General features: G+C 65.4%; 24 protein-coding genes and 1 tRNA gene. 22 read left to right on the top strand and 3 right to left on the bottom strand.

Annotation, left to right across the window (positions count from 1 at the left end; all coding sequences use genetic code 11):
* Positions 1-29: 29 nt before the first annotated feature.
* The 11 genes from pyrH to rpmE all read left to right on the top strand — a co-directional run bounded on the left by pyrH (position 30) and on the right by rpmE (position 10,017).
* Complete coding sequence (gene pyrH / locus DL238_RS12310; RefSeq protein WP_115492532.1) at positions 30-749, top strand: UMP kinase; 720 nt, start codon at positions 30-32, stop codon at positions 747-749.
* A 41-nt stretch (positions 750-790) separates the two neighbouring features.
* Positions 791-1,348: a ribosome recycling factor gene (gene frr, locus DL238_RS12305; RefSeq protein WP_115492531.1), complete on the top strand. Its 558-nt coding sequence runs from the start codon at positions 791-793 to the stop codon at positions 1,346-1,348.
* 52 nt (positions 1,349-1,400) lie between these two features.
* Complete coding sequence (gene uppS / locus DL238_RS12300) at positions 1,401-2,081, top strand: polyprenyl diphosphate synthase (RefSeq protein ID WP_115492530.1); 681 nt, start codon at positions 1,401-1,403, stop codon at positions 2,079-2,081.
* A complete protein-coding gene (locus DL238_RS12295) occupies positions 2,068-2,832 on the top strand; it encodes a phosphatidate cytidylyltransferase (protein ID WP_115492529.1) in 765 nt (254 codons plus the stop codon). Before uppS ends, DL238_RS12295 begins: the two co-directional genes overlap by 14 nt.
* A gap of 3 nt (positions 2,833-2,835) precedes the next feature.
* Positions 2,836-3,990 carry a 1-deoxy-D-xylulose-5-phosphate reductoisomerase gene (gene dxr, locus DL238_RS12290; RefSeq protein WP_115492528.1) on the top strand — a complete coding sequence of 385 codons (1,155 nt, stop codon included), beginning with the start codon at positions 2,836-2,838 and terminating at the stop codon, positions 3,988-3,990.
* Positions 3,987-5,105 carry an RIP metalloprotease RseP gene (rseP, locus tag DL238_RS12285; protein ID WP_115492527.1) on the top strand — a complete coding sequence of 373 codons (1,119 nt, stop codon included), beginning with the start codon at positions 3,987-3,989 and terminating at the stop codon, positions 5,103-5,105. The genes dxr and rseP overlap by 4 nt, the downstream gene beginning before the upstream one ends.
* A gap of 169 nt (positions 5,106-5,274) precedes the next feature.
* Positions 5,275-7,977 (top strand): outer membrane protein assembly factor BamA, encoded by a 2,703-nt coding sequence (gene bamA / locus DL238_RS12280; RefSeq protein ID WP_115492526.1) that lies wholly within the window; start codon positions 5,275-5,277, stop codon positions 7,975-7,977.
* Positions 7,977-8,660: an OmpH family outer membrane protein gene (locus DL238_RS12275; protein ID WP_115492525.1), complete on the top strand. Its 684-nt coding sequence runs from the start codon at positions 7,977-7,979 to the stop codon at positions 8,658-8,660. Before bamA ends, DL238_RS12275 begins: the two co-directional genes overlap by 1 nt.
* Before the next feature lie 46 nt (positions 8,661-8,706).
* The gene (gene fabZ, locus DL238_RS12270) at positions 8,707-9,147 is read left to right on the top strand and encodes a 3-hydroxyacyl-ACP dehydratase FabZ (protein WP_115492524.1); all 441 of its coding nucleotides are present in this window, start codon (positions 8,707-8,709) and stop codon (positions 9,145-9,147) included.
* Entirely contained in the window at positions 9,147-9,698 is a 552-nt protein-coding gene (locus DL238_RS12265; RefSeq protein ID WP_199798047.1) for a hypothetical protein, read from the top strand. Before fabZ ends, DL238_RS12265 begins: the two co-directional genes overlap by 1 nt.
* Positions 9,699-9,792: 94 nt before the next feature.
* Positions 9,793-10,017, top strand: coding sequence for a 50S ribosomal protein L31 (gene rpmE / locus DL238_RS12260; RefSeq protein ID WP_010412358.1), 225 nt, complete (start codon positions 9,793-9,795; stop codon positions 10,015-10,017).
* Positions 10,018-10,263: 246 nt separating this feature from the next.
* On the opposite strand, the gene DL238_RS16165 is transcribed toward rpmE, so the two are convergent.
* Together DL238_RS16165 and DL238_RS12250 are read right to left on the bottom strand one after the other, a co-directional pair.
* Positions 10,264-10,422: a hypothetical protein gene (locus DL238_RS16165; RefSeq protein ID WP_181883906.1), complete on the bottom strand. Its 159-nt coding sequence runs from the start codon at positions 10,420-10,422 to the stop codon at positions 10,264-10,266.
* Positions 10,423-10,574: 152 nt separating this feature from the next.
* Positions 10,575-11,207, bottom strand: a complete 633-nt coding sequence (locus DL238_RS12250; RefSeq protein ID WP_115492521.1) for a prolyl hydroxylase family protein — start codon at positions 11,205-11,207, stop codon at positions 10,575-10,577.
* Between the two features lie 196 nt (positions 11,208-11,403).
* Between DL238_RS12250 and DL238_RS12245 the strand changes: the two genes are divergently transcribed.
* The 11 genes from DL238_RS12245 to DL238_RS15935 all read left to right on the top strand — a co-directional run bounded on the left by DL238_RS12245 (position 11,404) and on the right by DL238_RS15935 (position 20,137).
* A tRNA-His gene (locus DL238_RS12245) sits at positions 11,404-11,480 on the top strand.
* Positions 11,481-11,543: 63 nt separating this feature from the next.
* Positions 11,544-12,608 carry a Leu/Phe/Val dehydrogenase gene (locus DL238_RS12240; protein ID WP_115492910.1) on the top strand — a complete coding sequence of 355 codons (1,065 nt, stop codon included), beginning with the start codon at positions 11,544-11,546 and terminating at the stop codon, positions 12,606-12,608.
* A 111-nt stretch (positions 12,609-12,719) separates the two neighbouring features.
* Positions 12,720-13,448: a heme ABC transporter permease CcmC gene (gene ccmC / locus DL238_RS12235; protein WP_115492520.1), complete on the top strand. Its 729-nt coding sequence runs from the start codon at positions 12,720-12,722 to the stop codon at positions 13,446-13,448.
* The gene (locus DL238_RS16160) at positions 13,445-13,612 is read left to right on the top strand and encodes a hypothetical protein (RefSeq protein ID WP_181883905.1); all 168 of its coding nucleotides are present in this window, start codon (positions 13,445-13,447) and stop codon (positions 13,610-13,612) included. Before ccmC ends, DL238_RS16160 begins: the two co-directional genes overlap by 4 nt.
* A complete protein-coding gene (gene ccmE / locus DL238_RS12230; RefSeq protein ID WP_234031062.1) occupies positions 13,609-14,106 on the top strand; it encodes a cytochrome c maturation protein CcmE in 498 nt (165 codons plus the stop codon). The genes DL238_RS16160 and ccmE overlap by 4 nt, the downstream gene beginning before the upstream one ends.
* On the top strand, positions 14,103-16,076 hold the full coding sequence (locus tag DL238_RS12225; RefSeq protein WP_115492519.1) for a heme lyase CcmF/NrfE family subunit: 1,974 nt from the start codon (positions 14,103-14,105) through the stop codon (positions 16,074-16,076). The genes ccmE and DL238_RS12225 overlap by 4 nt, the downstream gene beginning before the upstream one ends.
* On the top strand, positions 16,073-16,615 hold the full coding sequence (locus DL238_RS12220) for a DsbE family thiol:disulfide interchange protein (RefSeq protein ID WP_115492518.1): 543 nt from the start codon (positions 16,073-16,075) through the stop codon (positions 16,613-16,615). Before DL238_RS12225 ends, DL238_RS12220 begins: the two co-directional genes overlap by 4 nt.
* Complete coding sequence (locus tag DL238_RS12215) at positions 16,612-17,034, top strand: cytochrome c-type biogenesis protein (RefSeq protein WP_115492517.1); 423 nt, start codon at positions 16,612-16,614, stop codon at positions 17,032-17,034. The genes DL238_RS12220 and DL238_RS12215 overlap by 4 nt, the downstream gene beginning before the upstream one ends.
* Entirely contained in the window at positions 17,031-17,726 is a 696-nt protein-coding gene (locus tag DL238_RS12210; RefSeq protein WP_115492516.1) for a tetratricopeptide repeat protein, read from the top strand. The genes DL238_RS12215 and DL238_RS12210 overlap by 4 nt, the downstream gene beginning before the upstream one ends.
* Positions 17,727-17,847: 121 nt before the next feature.
* Positions 17,848-19,794, top strand: a complete 1,947-nt coding sequence (locus tag DL238_RS12205) for a potassium transporter Kup (RefSeq protein WP_115492515.1) — start codon at positions 17,848-17,850, stop codon at positions 19,792-19,794.
* A gap of 4 nt (positions 19,795-19,798) precedes the next feature.
* A complete protein-coding gene (locus DL238_RS15935) occupies positions 19,799-20,137 on the top strand; it encodes a hypothetical protein (protein ID WP_147291017.1) in 339 nt (112 codons plus the stop codon).
* A gap of 58 nt (positions 20,138-20,195) precedes the next feature.
* Here DL238_RS15935 and DL238_RS12200 read toward each other — a convergent pair whose 3' ends face one another.
* Positions 20,196-20,855, bottom strand: coding sequence for an inner membrane-spanning protein YciB (locus DL238_RS12200; protein WP_115492514.1), 660 nt, complete (start codon positions 20,853-20,855; stop codon positions 20,196-20,198).
* Between the last annotated feature and the right edge of the window lie 18 nt (positions 20,856-20,873).

The raw sequence follows: 20,873 nt of genomic DNA, 5'->3' as shown, positions 1-20,873 counted from the left end.
CCTGCCCCTAAACGTCGAGTCCTGCCCCCATGCCGATCAGTAACGCCAAGCGTATCCTCCTGAAACTCTCGGGCGAGGTGCTGATGGGCGAGCAGGAGTTCGGCATCGATCCCGCCTTCGTCGCCGAACTGGCGAAGGAAGTGAAGCAGGCCAAGGACGCAGGCTGGGAAATCTGCCTCGTCATCGGCGGCGGCAATATCTTCCGCGGCATGGCGGGCGCGGCGCAGGGGATGGAGCGCGCGCAGGCCGATTACATGGGCATGCTCGCCACCGTGATGAACGCGCTCGCGATGCAGAGCGCGCTCGAGCAGCTGGGCGTGCCCACCCGCGTGCAGTCGGCAGTGCAGATGGATACGGTGTGCGAGCCGGTGATCCGCCGCCGGGCGGAGCGGCACCTCGAGAAGGGCCGCATCGTGATTTTCGCTGCGGGCGTCGGCGCACCCTATTTCACCACCGACAGCGGCGCGGCGTTGCGCGCGGCCGAGATGCGCTGCGACGCGCTGTTCAAGGGCACCAGCGTCGATGGGGTCTACAATTCGGACCCGAAGAAAAATGCTGACGCCAAGCGTTACGATACAGTAAGTTACGACAAGGTTCTGGCCGACAACCTGAAGGTGATGGACGCCAGCGCCGTGGCCTTGTGCCGCGACAACAACATACCGATCGTCGTCTTCTCGATCCGCGAGAAGGGCAATCTGGCCCGGGTGCTTGCAGGGCAGGGCGCCCAGACGATCGTGCAGAGCGACTGATTTCAGGTATTTGATTTCACGAGGATGTAGGAAGGCCGAAAATGGCGAAATACGACAAGAACGATATCGAACGCCGTATGCAGGGTGCGGTGGATAGCCTGAAGGGCGATCTGGCGGGCCTGCGCACGGGGCGTGCGAACACCAGCCTGCTCGATCCTGTGCAGGTCGAGGTCTACGGATCGATGATGCCATTGAACCAGGTGGCGACCGTTTCCGCGCCCGAGCCGCGCATGCTCAGCGTGCAGGTGTGGGACAAGGGCAATGTGAACGCGGTGGAAAAGGGCATTGCCCACGCGAACCTCGGCCTCAACCCGATGCAGGACGGCCAGACGCTGCGCATTCCGATGCCCGACCTGACCGAGGAGCGCCGCAAGGATCTGGCCAAGCTGGCGGACAAGTACGGCGAAAACGCGAAGATCGCGATCCGCAACGTGCGCCGCGACGGTATGGAAGCGCTCAAGGAAGACGAGAAGAAGAAAGAGATTTCCGAGGACGACCGCAAGCGTTCGGAAGACGACGTCCAGAAGCTGACCGACAAGTATGTCGAGGAAGTGGACAAGGCCGTGGAAGCGAAGAAGAAGGAAATCATGACGCAGTGAGCATCGCTTGCGCCACCGATCGCCGTGATCCGGCGGCGCGAGGGTCGGGCATATGAGCAAGGACCAGCCACCCCGCCACGTCGCCATCATCATGGATGGCAATGGCCGCTGGGCCAAGCGCCGCGGCCTGCCGCGCGCGATGGGCCACAAGCGCGGGGTGGAGGCCGTGCGCACGCTCGTCCGCAGCCTCAAGGGCAGCGGGATCGAGTGCGTCACGCTCTATGCCTTTTCGTCGGAGAACTGGAAGCGCCCGGAAGACGAGGTTTCGGACCTCATGAACCTGATGCGCAATTTCATCCGCACCGATCTCGAGGAATTCGTCGCCAATGGCGTGAAGCTGAAGATCGTGGGCGACTGGCGTGCGCTCGATCCCGATATCGTCGTCATGCTCGAGGATGCGCTGGAGCGCACGGCGAACGGCACGCATACCGTGGCCGTGGCGCTCAATTACGGCTCGCAGCAGGAGATCGCGGCGGCTGCGAGAGCCGCGGCGGAGCAGGGCGAGATCACTCCGCAAGCGATCGAGCGCAATCTGTTCACTGCAGACCTTCCGCCGGTCGATCTTCTGATACGGACCAGCGGCGAGGTGCGCCTGTCGAATTTTCTGCTATGGCAAATGGCTTATGCGGAAATGATGTTCGTCGATACGCTGTGGCCAGACTTCACGCCGCAGCACCTGCAGGAGGCGATCGGCGATTTCGCCAAGAGGGAGAGGCGCTATGGCGGCCGATAGCGAAGCCCGCGCCGACGCGGTCGACGAGAACGACACCGGCGTAGGGGGCGAGGATGCGCCGACGCTGAAGGAAGTGCGCGAGCATTCGCGGCGCAAGACGCTGGGGATCAGGGCCGTCTCGGCGGCAGTGATGCTCGGCATCGTGGCTGCGGCCTGGTATTTCCTCGGCGACCGGGGCATCGATATCGTCATCGCCGCCGTCGCGGCCATCTGCTTCCTCGAATTCATCTTCCTCGTCATCAAGGCGACGGCGAATATACCGTTTCGCCTTGCGGGCATCCTTGCCGGCGCTGCCTATATCGGGCTGGCCGCGGTCATCCTGATCGATTTCGACCTGCAGCCGCTCTACATCACGCTCGCCAGCGTGATCTTCGCCGATGTCTTCGCCTATGGCTTCGGCACGCTGATCGGCGGGCCGCGCATCCTGCCGCGCGTGTCGCCCAACAAGACCTGGGCCGGGCTGCTGGGCGGCATGGTCGGCGCGACCCTCGCGCTCATGCCGCTGTTCGTCATCGCCTATCTCGCGCAGCAATATTTCAACATGCAGATGCTGATCGGCATCCTGATCGCGGGGCCGGTGCTCGCCGCCGTATCGCTCGCCGGAGATCTCTTCGAAAGCTGGCTCAAGCGCAAGGCGGGGGTGAAGGATTCGAGCAGTCTCATCCCGGGGCACGGCGGTTTTCTGGATCGCTTCGATGGCGTGCTTCCGGTTGCCATCGTGGTCGGCATCGTCGTGTCCGTGAGTCTGTAACCTTTGCGTTCGATTTCCATCCTCGGCAGCACCGGCTCGGTCGGTGATTCGACGCTCAAACTGCTGCGCCAGCACCGCGACGAATGGCGGGTCGAGGCGCTGACCGCGCATTGCAGTGCCACCAAGCTGGCCGCGCTCGCGCGCGAATTCGACGCGAAGATCGCGGTGGTCGGCGACGAGGCATGCCTGCCCGAACTGCGCGATGCGCTCAGCGGTAGCGGGATCGAGGCGGCCGGCGGGCGCACCGCGCTGATCGAGGCGGCGAGCCGCCCGGTCGATATCACCATGGCGGCGATCGTCGGCTGCGCAGGCCTCGCGCCCGTGATGGCCGCGATCGAGCAGGGCGGCACGATCGCACTCGCCAACAAGGAAGCGCTGGTTTCCGCAGGCGAGGTGATGACCAAGGCGGTCGCGAAGCACGGCGCCACGCTGCTGCCGGTCGATTCGGAGCATAACGCGATCTTCCAGTGCCTGGCGGGCAACAAGCTGTCCGAGGTGCGGATGATCACGCTGACCGCCAGTGGCGGCCCGCTGAGGCTGCATTCTGCGGAAGAATTGCAGCGGGTCACGCCCGATCAGGCGGTCGCGCATCCCAACTGGGACATGGGCGCGAAGATCAGCGTCGATTCGGCCACGATGATGAACAAGGGGCTCGAACTGATCGAGGCGCATCACCTCTTCCCCGTCGGCCTCGACAGGATTCGCATCATCGTCCACCCGCAAAGCGTGATCCACTCGATGGTCGAATATCGCGACCAGTCAACGCTGGCGCAGCTCGGCCCGTCGGACATGATGGTGCCCATTGCCTCGTGCCTCGCGTGGCCCGCGCGGATGGAGACGCCGTGCGAGCCGCTCGATCTCGCGAAGCTCGGCCAGCTGACGTTCTTCGCCCCGGATGAGGAGCGGTTTCCCGCCACCCGGCTGGCGCGCAATGCGTGCGAGGCGGGCGGGGCACGCCCAGCAATTCTCAACGCCGCCAACGAGGTAGCGGTTGCCGCCTTCCTCGCCGGTCACATTCCATTCACCCGCATTGCGGCAGTGGTCGAAGACGTCCTGGAACGCACGAACGATGCTTCGCGCCCCGCCACGCTCGACGACGTGCTGGCGATCGATAGCTCTGCCCGTCGGCAGGCCCAGGCCATTCTGGAGAACGCATGATCGAACAGCCACCTATCTGGATGTGGGTCCTCGGCTTCCTGCTGGTGCTGGGCCCGCTGGTGACGCTGCACGAGCTCGGCCACCTGCTCGTGGGCCGAATGCTCGGCGTGAAGGCGGAGACTTTTTCGGTCGGTTTCGGCAAGGAACTGGTCGGTTTCAACGACCGGCAGGGAACGCGCTGGCGCCTCTCCGCCCTGCCGCTGGGCGGCTATGTCCAGTTCAAGGGCGACATGAACCCCGCGAGCGTCCCCGATCCCTCCGCGCCTGCGGAAGAGGGCGCGTTCCAGAACGCCGCGCTGTGGAAGCGCGCGCTGATCGTGGCCGCCGGGCCGGTGACCAATATCCTGATCGCGCTGGCGATCTTCGCGGGCTTTTTCATGCTGATCGGCCGCCCGGTACCGGTCGACGCGACCCAGCAGCTGACAGTCGCGGGCTTCAGCGATCCCTCGCCTGCACAGGTCGCCGGGGTCGAGGTGGGCGACCGGATCGTGACTCTCGACGGAGACCGGGTGGAGAGCTTCGGAGAGTTGCAGCAGGCGGTCATGCTGCACCCCGAACAGCGCATGGAGCTGGGCGTCGAGCGCGATGGCGAGACCATGAGCTTCGCGCTCACCACGATGAGCCGCGAGGTCGAGGATCGCTTCGGCAATACGTCGCGTATCGGCCTGCTCGGCGTCGAGTCGGCGGGGGTCGAATATGATTTCGTGCCGCAGGGGCCGATCGCGGCGCTGTCGGGCTCGGTCGAACAGTCGATCGACACGTTTTCGATGATGATCACCGGCCTCAGTCAGATCGTGACCGGTCAGCGCTCCGTGCGCGAGCTGGGCGGGCCGGTGAAGATCGCCAAGTTCTCGGGCGAACAGCTGAGCCTAGGGTTCTCGGCCTTCGTCAATTTCGTGGCGCTCATCTCACTTAATTTGGCATTCATTAACCTGCTGCCAATCCCGGCGCTCGACGGAGGTCATCTGGCATTCTACGCGGCGGAAGCGATCCGCCGGAAGCCGGTCGGCCCCCGCGTGATGGAAATGGCGTATCGCACCGGTGTGGCTCTCGTGCTCGCGCTGATGCTGTTCGTGACGATCAACGACCTGGCGAGCCTCACGCTGTTCGGCTGAGGCAGACCGGGTCAGGGACAAGAGAGGCGGACCCACCAGCGATTTGCACCTGCTTGAAAGGGGCCTGCGTATCGGGCACAGGGCGCCGGACCTTCGATCCGGACGCCGGTACGCTAAACAGAGCATGGTGCGATCCGGGTCTAGTAAATTTGACGGGACATCTTCGCCAATGACGGCCATCGAAACGGGCGCCTCGCGCCGCCTGCGCAACATTCCGAAATTCGCGTTCGCCCTGCTGGCGGGCACGACTCTCGCGGGGCTGCCGCAAGTGGCATTCGCGCAGGACACCGGGGTTGAGGCCCAGCCACAGTCCCCCACCACGGCGCAGGACGCAAACGCGCAGCCCGACGCCGCGGCGGACACGGCACAGGGCGACACCATCCGGACGATCTCGGTGCAGGGCGTCCAGCGGCTCGAGCCGCAGACCATCCTCAGCTACGTGCGCCTGCGCCCGGGCGAGCCTTACACGACTGCGGCTGCCGACCAGGCGCTGAAAGACCTCGCCGCGACCGAGCTGTTCTCCGATTACGAGATCAGCAACGAGAACGGGAACGTGCTGATCGAGGTGGTGGAAAACCCGGTCATCAACCGCATCATCCTCGAAGGCAACGAAAGGCTCAAGGACGACAAGATCGTCCCCGAAATCCGCCTCGCGCCGCGCCAGATCTTCACCCGTTCCAAGGTCCGCGCGGATGTTGCGCGCATCATCGAGCTCTACAAGCGCCAGGGCCGCTTCGCCGCCACGGTCGAACCCAAGACCGTGCAGCTGAGCCAGAACCGCGTCGATCTCGTGTTCGAGATCACCGAAGGGCCCAAGTCGCGCGTCCAGCAGATCAACATCATCGGGAACGACGAGTTTTCCGACGGCGAGCTGAAGGGCGAGATGGTCACCAAGGAGACCAGCCTGTTCAGCTTCCTGAGCGGCAATACCAGCTACGACCCCGACCGGCTCGCCTTCGACCAGCAGAAGCTGCGCGAATTCTACCTGACCCAGGGCTACGTCGATTTCCGCGTGGTGTCGGCGGTGGCCGAGCTGACCCCCGACAAGCGCGACTTCATCATCACCTACGTCGTCGAGGAAGGCGATCGCTACCAGTTCGGCGATGTCGAGGTGACCAGCGAGATCCGCGATTTCGACGGCGATGCGCTGACCAACAGCCTCACCATCGAAGAGGGGCAGTGGTACAACGCCAAGACGATCGAGGACACGGTCGAGCAGCTGAGCGAGCTGGCCGGGCGCTTCGGCTACGCCTTTGCCGACGTGCGCCCGCAGTTCCGTCGCAATCCCGACGAACGCACGATGGACGTGACGCTGCTGATCAACGAGGCACCGCGCGTCTATATCGAACGGATCGACGTCAACGGGAACACGCTGACGCAGGACAAGGTCATCCGGCGCGAGTTCCGCTCCGCCGAGGGCGATGCCTTCAATTCGACCGCGATCGACCGGACCACGGCGCGTATCAATTCGCTCGGCTTCTTCCAGGAAGGCTTCGAGGTCCAGCAGGTCCAGACGGCCGAGCCCGACCGGATTATCCTGGAGGCGAATGTCGAGGAACAGCCGACCGGCGAACTGCAGCTTTCCGCGGGTTTCTCGTCGATCGAGAGCTTCCTGTTCTCCGGCTCGATCCGCCAGCGCAACTTCCGCGGGCGCGGCCAGACGATCGGCGCATCGGCGCAGGTCTCGCGCTTCTCCAACTCGGTCAATCTCAGCTTTACCGAACCCTACCTGTTCGATCGCAACATATCGCTGGGCCTCAATCTCTACCGCCAGGACGTCAACAGCTACAGTCTCAACGATCGCGACCAGACGCGCTACAAGCAGGTGACCACCGGCGGATCGGCCCGGGTCGGCGTGCCGCTGACCGAATATTCCTCGCTGGTCGCCAGCTACACGCTCAATTACGACCAGGTCACGATCAACGAGAACGAGTTCTTCGAGGATTTCGATGGCGACGGCATCCGCGAGTGCGAGCCGCTCCTCGCCACGCGCTACATCTGCGACGTGGTGGGCGATCGCGTCAGCTCGATCCTCGGCCTCAACTACATCTACAACTCGCTCAACAGCTATTATCGCCCGACCCGGGGCGAGCGGATCAACCTGGGGCTCGATTTCGCCGGTCTCGGCGGGGACGTGAAATACGTGCGCGTGCGTGGCCAGGCCTCGAAGTACTGGCAGGTATTGGGCGACTTCATCTTCTCGCTTTCGCTGGAAGGCGGCTACATCAAGGGCCTCGAAGACGTGCCTGGGCGCGACGACGTGTTGCTCACCGATCGGTTCCAGCTGGGTGAGCCGCAGTTCCGCGGCTTCGACGTTCGCGGGGTTGGTCCGCGTGTGCTGCGTCAACCGATCATCGACGATGGTGAGGGCAATCCGCTGGTGATCACCGATCGCGATCGGATCCGCGAGGATGCCATCGGCGGCAATGCCTATTATCTCGGCCGGGCAGAGCTGGAAATTCCGCTCGGCTCCGGTGCGCGCGAGCTGGGCCTGCGCCCGTCCTTCTTCGTTGATGTAGGCTCGCTCTTCGATGTCGAGACTCCGCAACTGCAGAACAGCCCGTTTCCCGACGGTATCCAGTACCAGCTGCGCGACAACAACGGAAATCCGCTGTTCATCGGCGCTAATGGCGGTGCTACGACGGATACGGTCGATGCGGACGGCAATCCCTTGTCACCGCTCAACCGGACGATCTCTCCGTTCCAAGAGGTCTTCCTCGGGAACAGCGCCAGCCCCCGCGTTTCGGTGGGCTTCGGCGTGAACTGGAACTCGCCCTTCGGTCCTTTCCGGATCGATCTTTCGCATGTCATCCTCAAGGAAGAGGGCGACGACACCAAGACCCTCTCATTCAACGTAGGGACGCAATTCTGATGAAACTCGCCAAAGCCACTCTCGCCCTCGGCGCAGCTCTCGGCGCGACGCTCGCCGCCGTGCCCGCAGCCGCGCAGGTCAACGGGATCGCGATCAGCAATCCCGAAGCCGTGATCCTCAACAGCCAGGCGCGCGTGAACGCGTACCAGCAGATCGGCCAGACCTACGCCAGCCAGATCCAGCAGGTCAGCACCGCGCGGCAGGAACTCAATACGCTGCAGCAGAGCCTCGACACCAATTCGGACGGTCAGGTGACCGATGCCGAAGTGCAGGCGAACCCCAATGTCGTGACGCAGATCCGGCAGAAGGAACAGCAGATCAACCAGCTCTACACGCCGATCGCGCTGGCCCAGGCCTACGCCATCCAGCAGCTGGTCGCCGATTACGAGAACGCGCAGAATCAGGTGATTCAGAACAAGAACATCCAGATCCTGCTGACGCCGGACGTGGTGCAGTATGCGCCCGATGCCGCGAACGTGACGCGCGACATCGTGGCCGCGCTCGACCAGCGCATGCCCTCGGTCCAGACCACGCCGCCCCAAGGCTGGCAGCCCGACCAGCAGAGCCTGACCCTGCAGCAGCGCATGCAGCAGATCCTGCTCGGCCTCGCGCAGCAGCAGGCGATCGCGCAGCAGCAGCAGGGCGCCCAGCCGCAGGCTCCCGCACAGCCGACCGGGCGTTGATCCCATCGCCGACGCACAAGACAACGGCGCGAAAGAAGCGCGTAGCATGGACGTGCGGCAGGTCCTGAAGGCCCTGCCGCATCGTTACCCGCTGTTGCTGGTCGACCGGGTCGAGGACATGAACCTGGGCGAAGATATCCACGCGGTGAAGGCGGTGACCTTCAACGAGGAATTCTTCCAGGGCCATTTTCCCGGCGCACCGATCATGCCCGGCGTCCTCCAGATCGAGGCGCTGGCGCAGGCCGCCGCAATCCTCGGGATCGAGACGCTGGAGCTGGCGGGCACGGGCAAGCTCGTGTTCTTCATGGGCATCGAGAACGCCAAGTTCCGCTCGCCCGTGACCCCGGGCTGCCTGCTCGACCTGCATGTCTCGTTCCTGCAGAAGCGCAGCCGGGTCTACAAATTCGCCGGCAAGGCGAGCGTGAACGGCAAGACGACCTGCGAGTGCGAGTTTACGGCGATGATTGCGGATCCGCCGGAGGGATGATGCGCCTGTTCGCCGTCCTCGCTCTTCTGATGGCCTCTCCGGCAATGGCGGGCGATGCCGAGCCGGTCGCCAATGCGGAGATGGAGGCCATCTTCGCCGCCGATCAGGAGGCGCGGCAGGGTGGCGTAAAGGATTGGGCTGCGGTTTCGCGGGCGGATGCGGAGCGCCGCGCCAGAACGCGCGAGCTGCTCGATGCGGGCGCGCTGACTACGGCGGAGGATTTCTACGCCGCTGCGTTCGTGTTCCAACATGGCCGCGAACCCGAAGACTACCTCCTCGCCCACACTCTCGCCGTGCGCGCGCTCGGCCTCGGGATGGCGAAGGCGGAATGGATCGCGGCGGCAACGCTGGACCGGTATCTCCAGGCCATCGCCCGGCCGCAGGTTTATGGGACGCAGTATAGTCGCTTCCCGGGCGAGCCTGCGAATCAGGGGCGCTACGATCCGGAGCTGTTGTCCGACACGTTGAGGGAAGGCGCCGGTGTCGAAACCCTCGCCCAGCAGCAGGCGAAGCTGGACAAGATGAACGCGCCGGACGACGACACCAAATAACCTTGCAATTGCGGTGCGCCATCGCTATCCGCGCGCCTTTCCCACCCAGACAGCTGGACCGGTCGGCACCGTTCCGTGGCTATGGAGATATGACATGAAGGCCGAAGGTCACCCCGACTACCACACCATCAACGTCAAGATGACCGATGGTACCGAATTCCAGACCCGCTCCACCTGGGGCAAGGAAGGCGACACGCTGACGCTGGAAATCGACCCGACCAGCCACCCGGCGTGGACCGGCGGCAAGCAGCAGCTTCAGGAAGGTGGCCGCGTGGCCGCGTTCAACAAGCGCTTCGGCGGGCTCAGCCTCAAGAAATAACGCGTTTACGCGCTTTGCGGCCTCGTGCCGCGAGGGAAGGGCGGTCCGACGGGGCCGCCCTTTTTCATTCGGCGGATCGGGTTCGCTGCTGCGCGCGAACTACCCTTCGGCGTCACCCCGGACTTGATCCGGGGTCGGTGCTTCTTTTTCTGCTGACCGTAGGAAGGAAGAAGCCCTGTCCCGGATCAAGTCCGGGACAACGAGACGGGGAGGGCGGTCCTGCCGGGCCGTCCCTTTTCGTTTGCGCTAGGGCACGATTTCGCAGTCGGCGCTGACAGAGTAGTCGTCGGCCATGAAACCCGTCACGTAGCCGCCTTCGCTCACCGAACCATCGCGGCATGTGACTTCGACGGCGCCGTCGCCCTCGACATAGACGATGAACCCGCCCCAAGGTAATTTGGTCATGGGCTTTGATCCCCCAGTCCAAACCTGGCGCGCGTCAACCACGACGCCATGGGGATCGTGGATGATCGTAAAGGAAGCGACGAAGAAGACTCCGACGATCAGCACTGCAATCATGGCAATCGTCGTCGCCAAGGCGATCCAGTTGCCCCTGCTCACCACCCCCAGGGCCGCTCGCGATACCATTTGGTGATCACGTATTTGGTGCCTTTGCGCACCTTCATCCCGTGGTGCATCGTGTTGGGGTTGGTGGTCTGGTCGGGCCGGCGGTTGTTCCAGCATATCAGCTTGCCCGTTTCGGGCTGGAAGCTCTTCTTCACGACCTTGAAGCGCGTCGCGCCGCCCGCTTCCGGTTCGTTGAGGTAGATCATGAAGGTCCAGGTGCGCTGGCCCGCGACCGAGCAGTATTTCTCCCAGTCCTGCCCGTCCGGGTTGAAATAGTCGCAGTGCGCCTTGAACTCCTGCCCCACGGCGTAGCGCTGGCCCTGCAGCGGCTCGCCATGCGCGGGGTCCATGCCCGACAATTCGGCCAGCATCGTGTCGAGGCGCTGCGTGCGCGGGTCCTCCAGCGGCAGGTCGCAGGTCTCGCTGGTGCGGAAATACATGTCGCCGTCGTGGTCGGCGAGCGTGGAGGGGCGGCGCTTGGCATCGATCATGGCGATCAGCTCGGCGCAGAAATCGGGCGTCAGGAAATTCCGCTTCTGGAGCAGCTCCAGCTTGGGGAAGGGCAGGCGCTGCATGCCCTTGGCCGCCAGTTCGCCTGCATCGGATTCGCCCGGATTGCGCATGCCATCCCCATGCGCGATGCGACGCGCCCTTTGCAAGCCACGTAATAATGATGCGCGGCAGCCCGATCCAAAGCCGGTTTCGCTTTGTGTTTGGCTTTTTGCCCGCAAGCGAATATCGCGCATGCGTTCCGCACTTGACGCGGAGATTCGTGCGCGTAACTGCCGCCATCTTGGCGTGGTCGCGCCGGGTCATATGGCGATCGTAGCTCAGTTGGTTAGAGCGCCGGTTTGTGGTACCGGAGGTCGGGGGTTCGAGACCCCTCGATCGCCCCATTTTCCTCGCATGTCCCGTCAGGCCCGTCGATAATTTCGACCCTGGGGATGATGCACATCACGATGAATGCCTTCTGGACAGAGCCCGACTTCGACGACCACGAGGTCGTCCACTTCGTTCGTGACGAAAAGCGGGGCCTGACGGCGATTATCGCGCTGCATTCCACCCATCTCGGCCCGGCTGCGGGCGGCACCCGCTTCTGGCATTATGCCAAGCCCGGCGACGCGATGCGCGATGCGCTGCGCCTGTCGCGCGGGATGAGCTACAAGAACGCGATGGCCGGCCTGCCCATGGGCGGCGGCAAGGCGGTGATCTTGGCCGACGAAGACCGCCGCAAGACGCCCGAAATGCTCGCCGCATTCGGCGATGCGGTGAACGGTCTCGGCGGGAAATACGTCACCGCAGAGGATGTCGGCATCACGGTGGCGGATATGGTCGCGGTCAACCAGCGGACCGATCATGTGTCCGGCCTGCCGGTCGCGGAAGGCGAGGCGGGCGGCAATCCCGGCCCCTTCACCGCGCTGGGCATCTATCTGGGCATCAAGGCCGCGGTGCAGCACAAGCTTGGAACGGACAGCGTCGAAGGCGTGCATGTCGCCATGCAGGGCATCGGCAGCGTGGGCGGCGGCGTGGCCCGCCTGCTGGCCAAGGACGGCGCGAAGCTGACGCTGGCCGATATCGACGCCGACGAGGTGGAAGCTCTGGCCCAGGAACTGGGTGCGGACACGGTCGCCCCCGATGCGATCATGTCGGTCGGGTGCGACGTCTTCAGCCCCAACGCGCTGGGCGCGATCCTCGACGAGGAAGGCATTGCGCGGCTCGACTGCAAGATCGTGGCGGGTGGGGCGAACAACCAGCTCGCGCGGCCCGGCAACGGGACGACGCTGGCGCAGCGCGGCATTCTCTATGCGCCGGACTACGTCATCAATGCGGGCGGCATCATCAGCGTGACGATGGAATATCTGTGCCGCCGCGACGATGCGCCCTGCGACATCAACGAAGTGCGCAAGCGGATCGCGCTGATCCCCGAGCGTCTGACGAAGATCTGGCAAGACAGCGAGGCGAGCGGTTCCTCGCCCGATCGCGTCGCCGATGCGATGGCCCAGGAACTGATCGGACGTAAGTAATCGGGCGGGGCTGATCGCGCCCGGTTCGCGCCGGTGCCTTGCCCCTGTACCCACCTTTGTATCCACCTTGCGTGCCAAGGCCGTTGACCCCATAGGAACCAGCGTAAAATCATGCATGGTTTCGCCAATCCCCGCCGCTTTCTGAAGCTTGCCAGGACGCTGACGCCGATCCTCCTGATCGTGGGTCTGGTCGCGTCGATCGGCGCGGTCGCGTGGGGGCTGACAATGGTGCCGCCCGACCGGCTGATGGGCGAGACCGTGCGGATCATCTTCATCCACGTGCCCACCGCCTGGCTGGGCATGGCGGGCTGGGCCACGATTGCGGGCGCAAGCCTTGCCTTCATCGTCTGGCGCCACCCGCTCGCCGCGCTCGCCGCGCGTGCAGCGGCGATCCCCGGGCTGGTCTTCACCGCCCTGTGCCTCGTCACCGGGTCGATCTGGGGGCGGCCGACCTGGGGGACCTGGTGGGTGTGGGACGGGCGGCTGACCAGCATGCTGATCCTGCTCTTCCTCTACCTCGCCTATATCGCGCTCAGCCAAGCGGTCGAGCGCGAGGGCGCATCGCCGCGAATCCCCGCGATCTTCGGCCTCGTCGGCGCGATCAACATCCCGATCATCAACCGTTCGGTTGTGTGGTGGAACTCGCTCCACCAGCCGCCCAGCATCACCACCGGCGGCAGCGCCATCGACGGCGTGTTCCTGTGGCCGATGATGGTCGCGCTGCTCGGCTTCACCTGCCTGTTCGCCGCCACGATGCTGATGAACATGCGCGCGCTGCTGGCGGAAGCGCAGGCCGAGGCGCGCCTGCGCCGCCGCGCGATGGAGGCCGAAGCCGCATGATCCGCGAATCGCTGAACCAGTGGGACTATGTGATCGCCGCCTATGCGATCGCCATCCCCGCCATTGCCGCGCTGCTGATCCTCAGCTGGCTGCGAATGCGCCGGGCGGAGCGTGCCCGTGATGTGGCGCGCGAGGAATCGCGCCGCAAAGGGCGCGGGCAATGAGCGGCCCCCTCGGCAAGATGGCCCCGAAGCACCAGCGGCTGGTGCTCGTGATGGTGGCGCTGATCGTGCTGATCGCGGCCGCGATGCTCGCCGCGTGGGGACTGCGCAGCCAGGCCGACTATTTCTACCTGCCCGAAGACGTCGCCGAAAACCCGCCCGAGCCGGGCCGCGCGATCCGCCTCGGCGGGATGGTGCAACAAGGCTCTATCCAGACGCTGCCCGACGGGGTGACCATATCCTTCAGCGTGACCGGGCGGGGCGCCAACGCGATCCCCGTGACCTATCGCGGGATCGTGCCCGACCTGTTCGTGGAAGGGTCGGGCGTGATCGCCAATGGCCGCTTCGACGAGGGCGGCACCTTCGAGGCGGAAACCCTGCTCGCCAAGCATGACGAGAACTACACCCCGCGCGAGCTCGAAGGGCTGAGCGACGAGGCGATGCACGACGTGCTCGAAGAAAGCGCAGCCGCTACACCCGAATACCCCGCGCAATGATCGCCGAAGTCGGCCTTGCCGCCCTGTGGCTCGCCATGGGGCTGTGCGTGTTGCAGCTTCTGGCGGGGGCGAGCGGCCTTCGCGGCACGGGCGCAGGGCCGGTTGCCGGGCTCGCGCGGCCCGCCGCCATCGTCCAGGGCCTCGTGCTGGTGATCGCCTTTGCGTGCCTGCTGCGGGTGTTCGTCGATACCGACCTATCGGTCGCGCTGGTTGCGGCGAACAGCCACACCGACAAGCCGCTGATCTATCGCCTGTCGGGCGCCTGGGGGAACCACGAAGGCTCGATGCTGATGTGGGTGACGATCCTCGGCATCAGCGGCGCTCTGGTGGCCGCGTTCGAGCAGCGGATGGAAGAGCGGTTCATGAAGGCGGTGCTGGCCGCGCAGGCCTTCGTCGCGCTCGGCTTCCTCGCCTTCCTGCTGTTCAGCTCCAATCCTTTCGAGCGGCTCGATCCGCCCGCCGCGGTCGGCGCCGGGCTCAACCCGTTGCTGCAGGACATCGGCCTCGCGCTGCATCCGCCGATTCTCTACGTCGGCTATGTCGGCCTGTCGGTCGCGTTCTGCTTCGTCGTCGCCGGCCTGCTGACGCGGCAGGCGGGGCCCGAGCTGGCGCGGGTGATGCGCCCGTGGGTGCTGGCGGCGTGGGTCGCGCTGACGCTGGGCATCGCGGCGGGAAGCTACTGGGCCTATTACGAGCTGGGCTGGGGCGGCTGGTGGTTCTGGGACCCGGTCGAGAATGCCTCGCTCCTCCCATGGCTCGCTGCAACCGCGCTGCTCCATTCGGTCAGTGTGCTGGCCACGCGCGACGCGCTGCGCACCTGGACCATCCTGCTGGGCGTCGTCGCCTTCTCGATGAGCATGATCGGTACTTTTCTGGTGCGCTCGGGCATCCTGACGAGCGTGCACACCTTCGCGGTCGATCCCGAGCGCGGCGCCTTCATCCTTGTGCTGCTGACGCTCTATATCGGCGGCGCCTTCGGCCTGTTCGCGTGGCGCGCGGGCGCCTTGTCGGAAGGCAAGCGCTTCGCCGCCGTGAGCCGCGAAGGCGCGCTGGTGTTCAACAATGTGATGTTGAGCGCGATCCTGGCGGTCGTGCTGCTGGGCACGCTCTACCCGATCCTGACCGAGGCGTTCGACACGCGCGTCTCGATCGGCCCGCCCTATTACAACCCCGTCACCGCCGTGTTCGCGGTCCCGATGTTCCTCGCCCTGCTGGTCGGCCCGCTGCTGCGGTGGAAGCGTGACTCGCTCTCGCGCGTCGCCGTGCCGCTGGCCATCGTGGGCGCGATCCTGGCCGCGTCGGTCACCGTGCTGGTGCTGTTCACCGGGGCGGGCGTGCTCGCGATCATCGGGCTGGCGATCGCCGCCGCGCTGGCGCTGGCCAGCTGGCTGCCGCTGCGCGGGCGCAGGCTCAAGCTGGTGCCGCTGGCGCTGTGGGGCTCGATGCTCGCGCATTTCGGCATCGCCGTCTCGCTCGCCGGGATGGCCAGCGAGAGTGCCTTCTCGACCGAGCGGCTGGTCGCGCTGCGCAGCGGCGATAGCGTGGCGGTGGGCCCGTACGAGGCCACGCTCGCAGCGGTCGAGCCGGTTGCAGGGCCGAACTGGACCGCGTTGCAGGCGCGGATCACGGTGTCGGACGGGGGACGCGAGACGGTTCTGCAGCCCGAGGCCCGCTATTTCACGCAGCCCGAGCAGAGCACCAGCGAATCCGCGCTGATGACGCGCTGGAACGGGCAGTTCTACGCCATTCTCGGCGATGCGGCCGAGCCGGGAGAGAATGGCGGGGAGCGCTGGCAGCTGCGGCTGTGGTGGAAGCCCTTCGTCACGCTGATCTGGTATGGCGGCATCCTGATCGCGCTGGGCGGCATCCTCTCGATCTTCGGCCACCTGCGGGCGAGCGCGCGGCGGCGCAAGATCCGCGAGGAAGTCGCGCGGCGCAGGGCCGAGAAGGACGCGAGGACTGCGGCATGAAGAAGCTCTGGGTCATCCTCCCGCTCGCGCTGTTCGCCCTCTTCCTCGGCGTGGCCGGCTATCAGCTCAGCCAGCCCAAGGACGAGTTCGTGCGCAGCACGATGATCGGCAAGCCGCTGCCCGCCTTCGATCTGCCCGCTTTTGTCCCCGAAGGCGCGCCCGAGGCGGCCCCGCGGCTTGAATCGACCGATTTCGCCGATGGCCAGCCGCGCCTGCTCAATATCTGGGCGAGTTGGTGCCTCCCGTGCATTGCCGAGGCACCGCAGCTGGAGGAGCTGGCGCAGCGCGGCGTGCCCATCGTGGGCGTGGCGATCCGCGACGAACCCGAAACGATCGCGCAGTTCCTCGACAATTACGGCAATCCCTACGCGGCCATCGCCAAAGACGACATTGCCGAGGTGCAGCTCGCGCTCGGTTCCAGCGGTGTGCCCGAGACCTTCGTGATCGATGGCGAGGGTGTCATCCGCTACCAGCATATCGGCGACATCCGCGCAAACGACGTGGACGAGATCTATGCGGCGTGGGAGGATGCGCGATGAGGCCGCTCGCGCTCATGGTCGCCGCGCTTCTGGCGCTCGGCGCGCAGGGGGCGGCGTTTGCCCAGGGGCAGGCGGTCTCCTCCGCGCCGCTGGCCAATGTCCAGCTCGAGGACCCGCAGGCCGAGGCCCGCGCGCAGGAACTGATGGAAGAGCTGCGCTGCCTCACCTGCCAGTCGCAATCGATCGCCGACAGCGACGCGCCGATGGCGGGCGACATGCGCCACCAGGTCCGCAGCCGGATTGCCGCGGGTGAAAGCCCCGAGGACGTCCGCGCCTGGCTGGTCGAGCGCTATGGCGACTACGTCACCTACCGCCCGGGCCTTGGGGCCGCGACCTGGCCGCTCTACGCGCTGCCGCTGCTTTTCGTGCTGATCGCGCTGGTCATCCTGTTCCGGCGGCTGGGGAGGCGCGGCGAATGATCGGAGTGTGGATCGCGGTCGGCATCCTCGCCCTCGTCGTGTTCGGGGCAGGGTTTCTTGTCGCGGGGGAAGGGCGCAAGGTCTGGGCGCTGCTCGCCTCCGCACTGGTTTTCGCGCTGACGGGCTATGCCTGGCAGGGTTCGCCCGATGTCGCCGGCTCGCCCACACAGGCCTCGCGCGACGTTTCGCCGACGTCGGACAATATGATCGAGGCACGGCGCCGGTTCTACAATGTCGAGGGAATCTTGCCCTCGCGCTATGTCGTGACCGCAGACGGTTTTTCGCGGCGCGGCCAGCATGCCGATGCGGCGGGGCTGCTGCGCAACGGGGTCCACGAGAATCCCCAGGATGGCGAGGCGTGGCTCGCGCTCGGCATGGCGCTGGTCGAGCATACGCGAGGGCGGATCACGCCGCCTGTCGCCTATGCGTTCCAGCGCGCGCGCGAGGAATCGCCCGGCAATCCGGCTCCGGCCTATTTCCAGGGCCTGATCGCCATGCGCGGCGGCGCGCTGGGCGAAGCGCGCGATTTCTGGCGGCAGGCGGTCGAGGATTCATCGCCCGATGCGAAGGGCCGCGATTACGTGGCCGCGCAGCTCGAACGGCTGGAGGGCGTGGTCGAGGTGCTGGGCGAGCGGGCCGGACAACCCGGAGCGATGCAGCGCACCCCTGCTGCGCCGCAGCCCGGGTCCTGAGCCATCGATGCAAGCAATGTTGCAAGTGCACACTGGCACTGCTAACCGCGCGCCTCTCTCCTCGAAAGAGTGAAGACCACGCCTGCCGAGGGCTCGCAGGCTTGAGACTGGCATTTGTTTCATGAGCGATTCCGCACCAGCGCAAGAACCTAGCGGCGGCCCCGGCGCGGCCCCGCCCGCCAAGGGCACGACTGCGCACCACGCCTCCACCGCGACGCTTGCGTTCGGGGCGATCGGGATCGTTTTCGGCGATATCGGCACCAGCCCGCTCTACGCGTTTCGCGAGACCTTCGTCGGGCCCAATCCGCTGGCGCTCGACACCGAGCACGTGCTGGGCGTGGTCAGTCTGATCTTCTGGTCGATGACGCTGATCGTGGCGATCCAGTACGTCTCGATCCTGATGCGCGCGGATAACAAGGGGCAGGGCGGTTCGCTGGCCCTCGTCGCGCTGATCTCGCGCTCGATCGGCAAGTCCAGATATGGCTGGCTGGCGATCCTGCTGGGCGTCTTCGCGACCTCGCTGTTCTACGGCGACTCGATGATCACGCCCGCGATTTCGGTGCTTTCGGCGGTCGAGGGCCTGACCGTGGTGGACGAGGGGCTGGAGGATTTCGTCATCCCCATTGCGCTCGGCCTGCTGGTCGCGCTGTTCCTGCTGCAGAGCCGCGGGACGGCCAAGGTCGGCGCGCTCTTCGCGCCGGTGATGATCGTCTATTTCACGGTCATCGCGCTGCTCGGCAGCTGGCAGATCCTCCAGCATCCCGAAGTGCTGTGGGCGCTCAACCCATGGTACGCGGTCAACTTCTTCATCCTCGACGGCTGGCTCGCGTTCCTCGCGCTCGGCTCGGTCGTGCTGGCAGTGACCGGGTCCGAAGCGCTCTATTCGGACATGGGCCATTTCGGGCGCGGGCCGATGCGCCTCAGCTGGTTCGGCTTCGTCATGCCCTGCCTGCTGCTCAACTATTTCGGGCAGGGCGCGATGGTCATCAGCCTCCCGCCCGAGGCCGCGGCCGAAGCGATCCAGAACCCGTTCTTCTTCCTCGCGCAGGAGCAATGGCGCCTGCCGCTCGTCTTCCTCGCCACGTTCGCGACCTTCATCGCCAGCCAGGCGGTGATCTCGGGCGCGTTCTCGATCACGCACCAGGCGATGCAGCTGGGCTATATCCCCCGCCTCGCGGTCCGCCATACGAGCGAGACCGAAGCGGGCCAGATCTACATCCCCTCGATCAACTGGGCGCTGCTGGTCGCGGTCATCATCCTTGTGCTGACCTTCCAGAACTCTTCGAACCTCGCCAGCGCCTACGGCATCGCGGTGACCGGGGCGGTGACGATCGACACCATGCTGATGGGCGTGCTGTTCGTCGGCGTGTGGAAGTGGAAGTGGTACGTCGCCGCGCCGATCGTGCTGCTGTTCCTGATCGTCGACGGGGCGTATTTCGCCGCGAACCTGACCAAGGTGGCCGATGGGGGCTGGTTCCCGCTGCTGGTGGGCGCCTTCGCCTTCCTCCTGCTCACCACATGGGCGCGCGGGCGCAAGCTGATGCGCGACCGGATGGGCGAGGTCGCGCTGCCGATCGAGATTTTCGCCAAGTCCGCGCAGAACAGCGCCACGCGCGTGCCCGGCACCGCGATCTTCATGGCGTCGAGCACCGCCGGGGTTCCCTCCGCGCTGCTCCACAACATCAAGCACAATAAGGTGCTGCACGAACGCGTGGTGATCCTGACGGTCGAGATCCAAGACGTGCCTTACGTGGATCCCGACCATCGCTGCGAATTCACCGAGATCGGCAGCGGCTTCTACCGCGCGATCCTGCGTTACGGCTTCATGGACGAGACCAACGTGCCCGAAGGCCTCAAGAGCATGAGCCGCTGCGGCGGCAAGTTCGACATGATGGAGACGAGCTTCTTCCTCAGCCGCCAGACCCTACTGCCGAGCGAGAAGCCGGGCATGCCGATCTGGCGCGAGAAGATCTTCGCGTGGATGCTGAGGAATTCCGCCAGCGCGATGCAGTTCTTCCGCCTGCCGACCAACCGCGTGGTGGAGCTGGGTTCGCAGGTGCGGATTTAGGGTTGTGACAGGGCCGATCGCCTATCTGCGCCGACTCATCGATCGTGAGTGGATCAAGGTAGATTGGGCAGGTTCGCCTACGCTAGGTCATCGCTTGATCGCACTGGCTCCTTCGGCAATTCTACTCATTCCGGTCACGTTGGTTGAGCGTTTCTCTTACGAATGGGGCATTGCGATCCTGTCCGTTGGCTTCGCGCTTTCGGCCGGAATCTATTTCTGGATTTTGCAGCGTCAGCTCGCTGGCATCGGGAGCTTTTCCACCTCGCGTTCCGACCGGGTTGTGAAACGAAGCCGGCGGAAAGCAAGGAAAGACGACACTCCGCCTATCGAACCCGGCGAATAACGGGCGCCGATTTCATGGTTTGCGTCATCTCAGCGTTCGCTGGGATGACGTCTCAGCCTCAAGCCCCCGTATGCGGCTCTTCCTCGACCAGGCCTTCCTTGCGCTCCGGGTCCAGCCCGTGGCGCAGCAGCATCGGCAGCTGGACCAGCGTGAAACCGAAGCTCAGGCCCATGAAGACCCACAGCTTGGCCCAGAGCCAGGTCTCGAAGCTCACCGACATGCGCAGGGCCTCGTTGAGCACGGCGAGGAACAGGAAGAAGAAGCCCCAGTTGCGCGACAGCTTGAGCCAGCCTTCCTGGCTCAGCCCCTCGAACGCCGCCTCCAGCAACCAGCGCAGATAGGCCTGGCCGCGCATCCAGCCGATCAACAGGACGATGCCGAAGAACGCGTAGAGCACGGTCGGCTTCACCTGCACGTAGAACGGATCGCGCAGCAGGATCGTCATCCCGCCGAAGCCGACGATCAGCACGGTCGAGAGCATCAGCATCTTGGAGACTTGCCCCGTCAGCAGCTTGCTCGCGATCAGCGCGGCGATGGCGGCGACGATGAACGCGCCGGTCGACTTCATGATCGCGAGCAGGGTGCCCACCGAGTCCTCGCCATCGGGCCGGAAGAGGTAGAACGAGACGAGGAAGACGATCAGCGGACCGTAATCGATCGCGACATTGAGCCAGCCGGATTTGGTCTTGGTGGGTTCGGGGGTAGCGGGTTCGGTCATCGGGTTCTTTCTTCGTCA

The organism is Alteriqipengyuania lutimaris (assembly GCF_003363135.1).
GTDB classification, from domain to species: Bacteria; Pseudomonadota; Alphaproteobacteria; order Sphingomonadales; family Sphingomonadaceae; genus Alteriqipengyuania; species Alteriqipengyuania lutimaris.
Note: the sequence above shows the minus strand (reverse complement) of the source record. Positions and strands in the feature narration are given on the sequence as shown.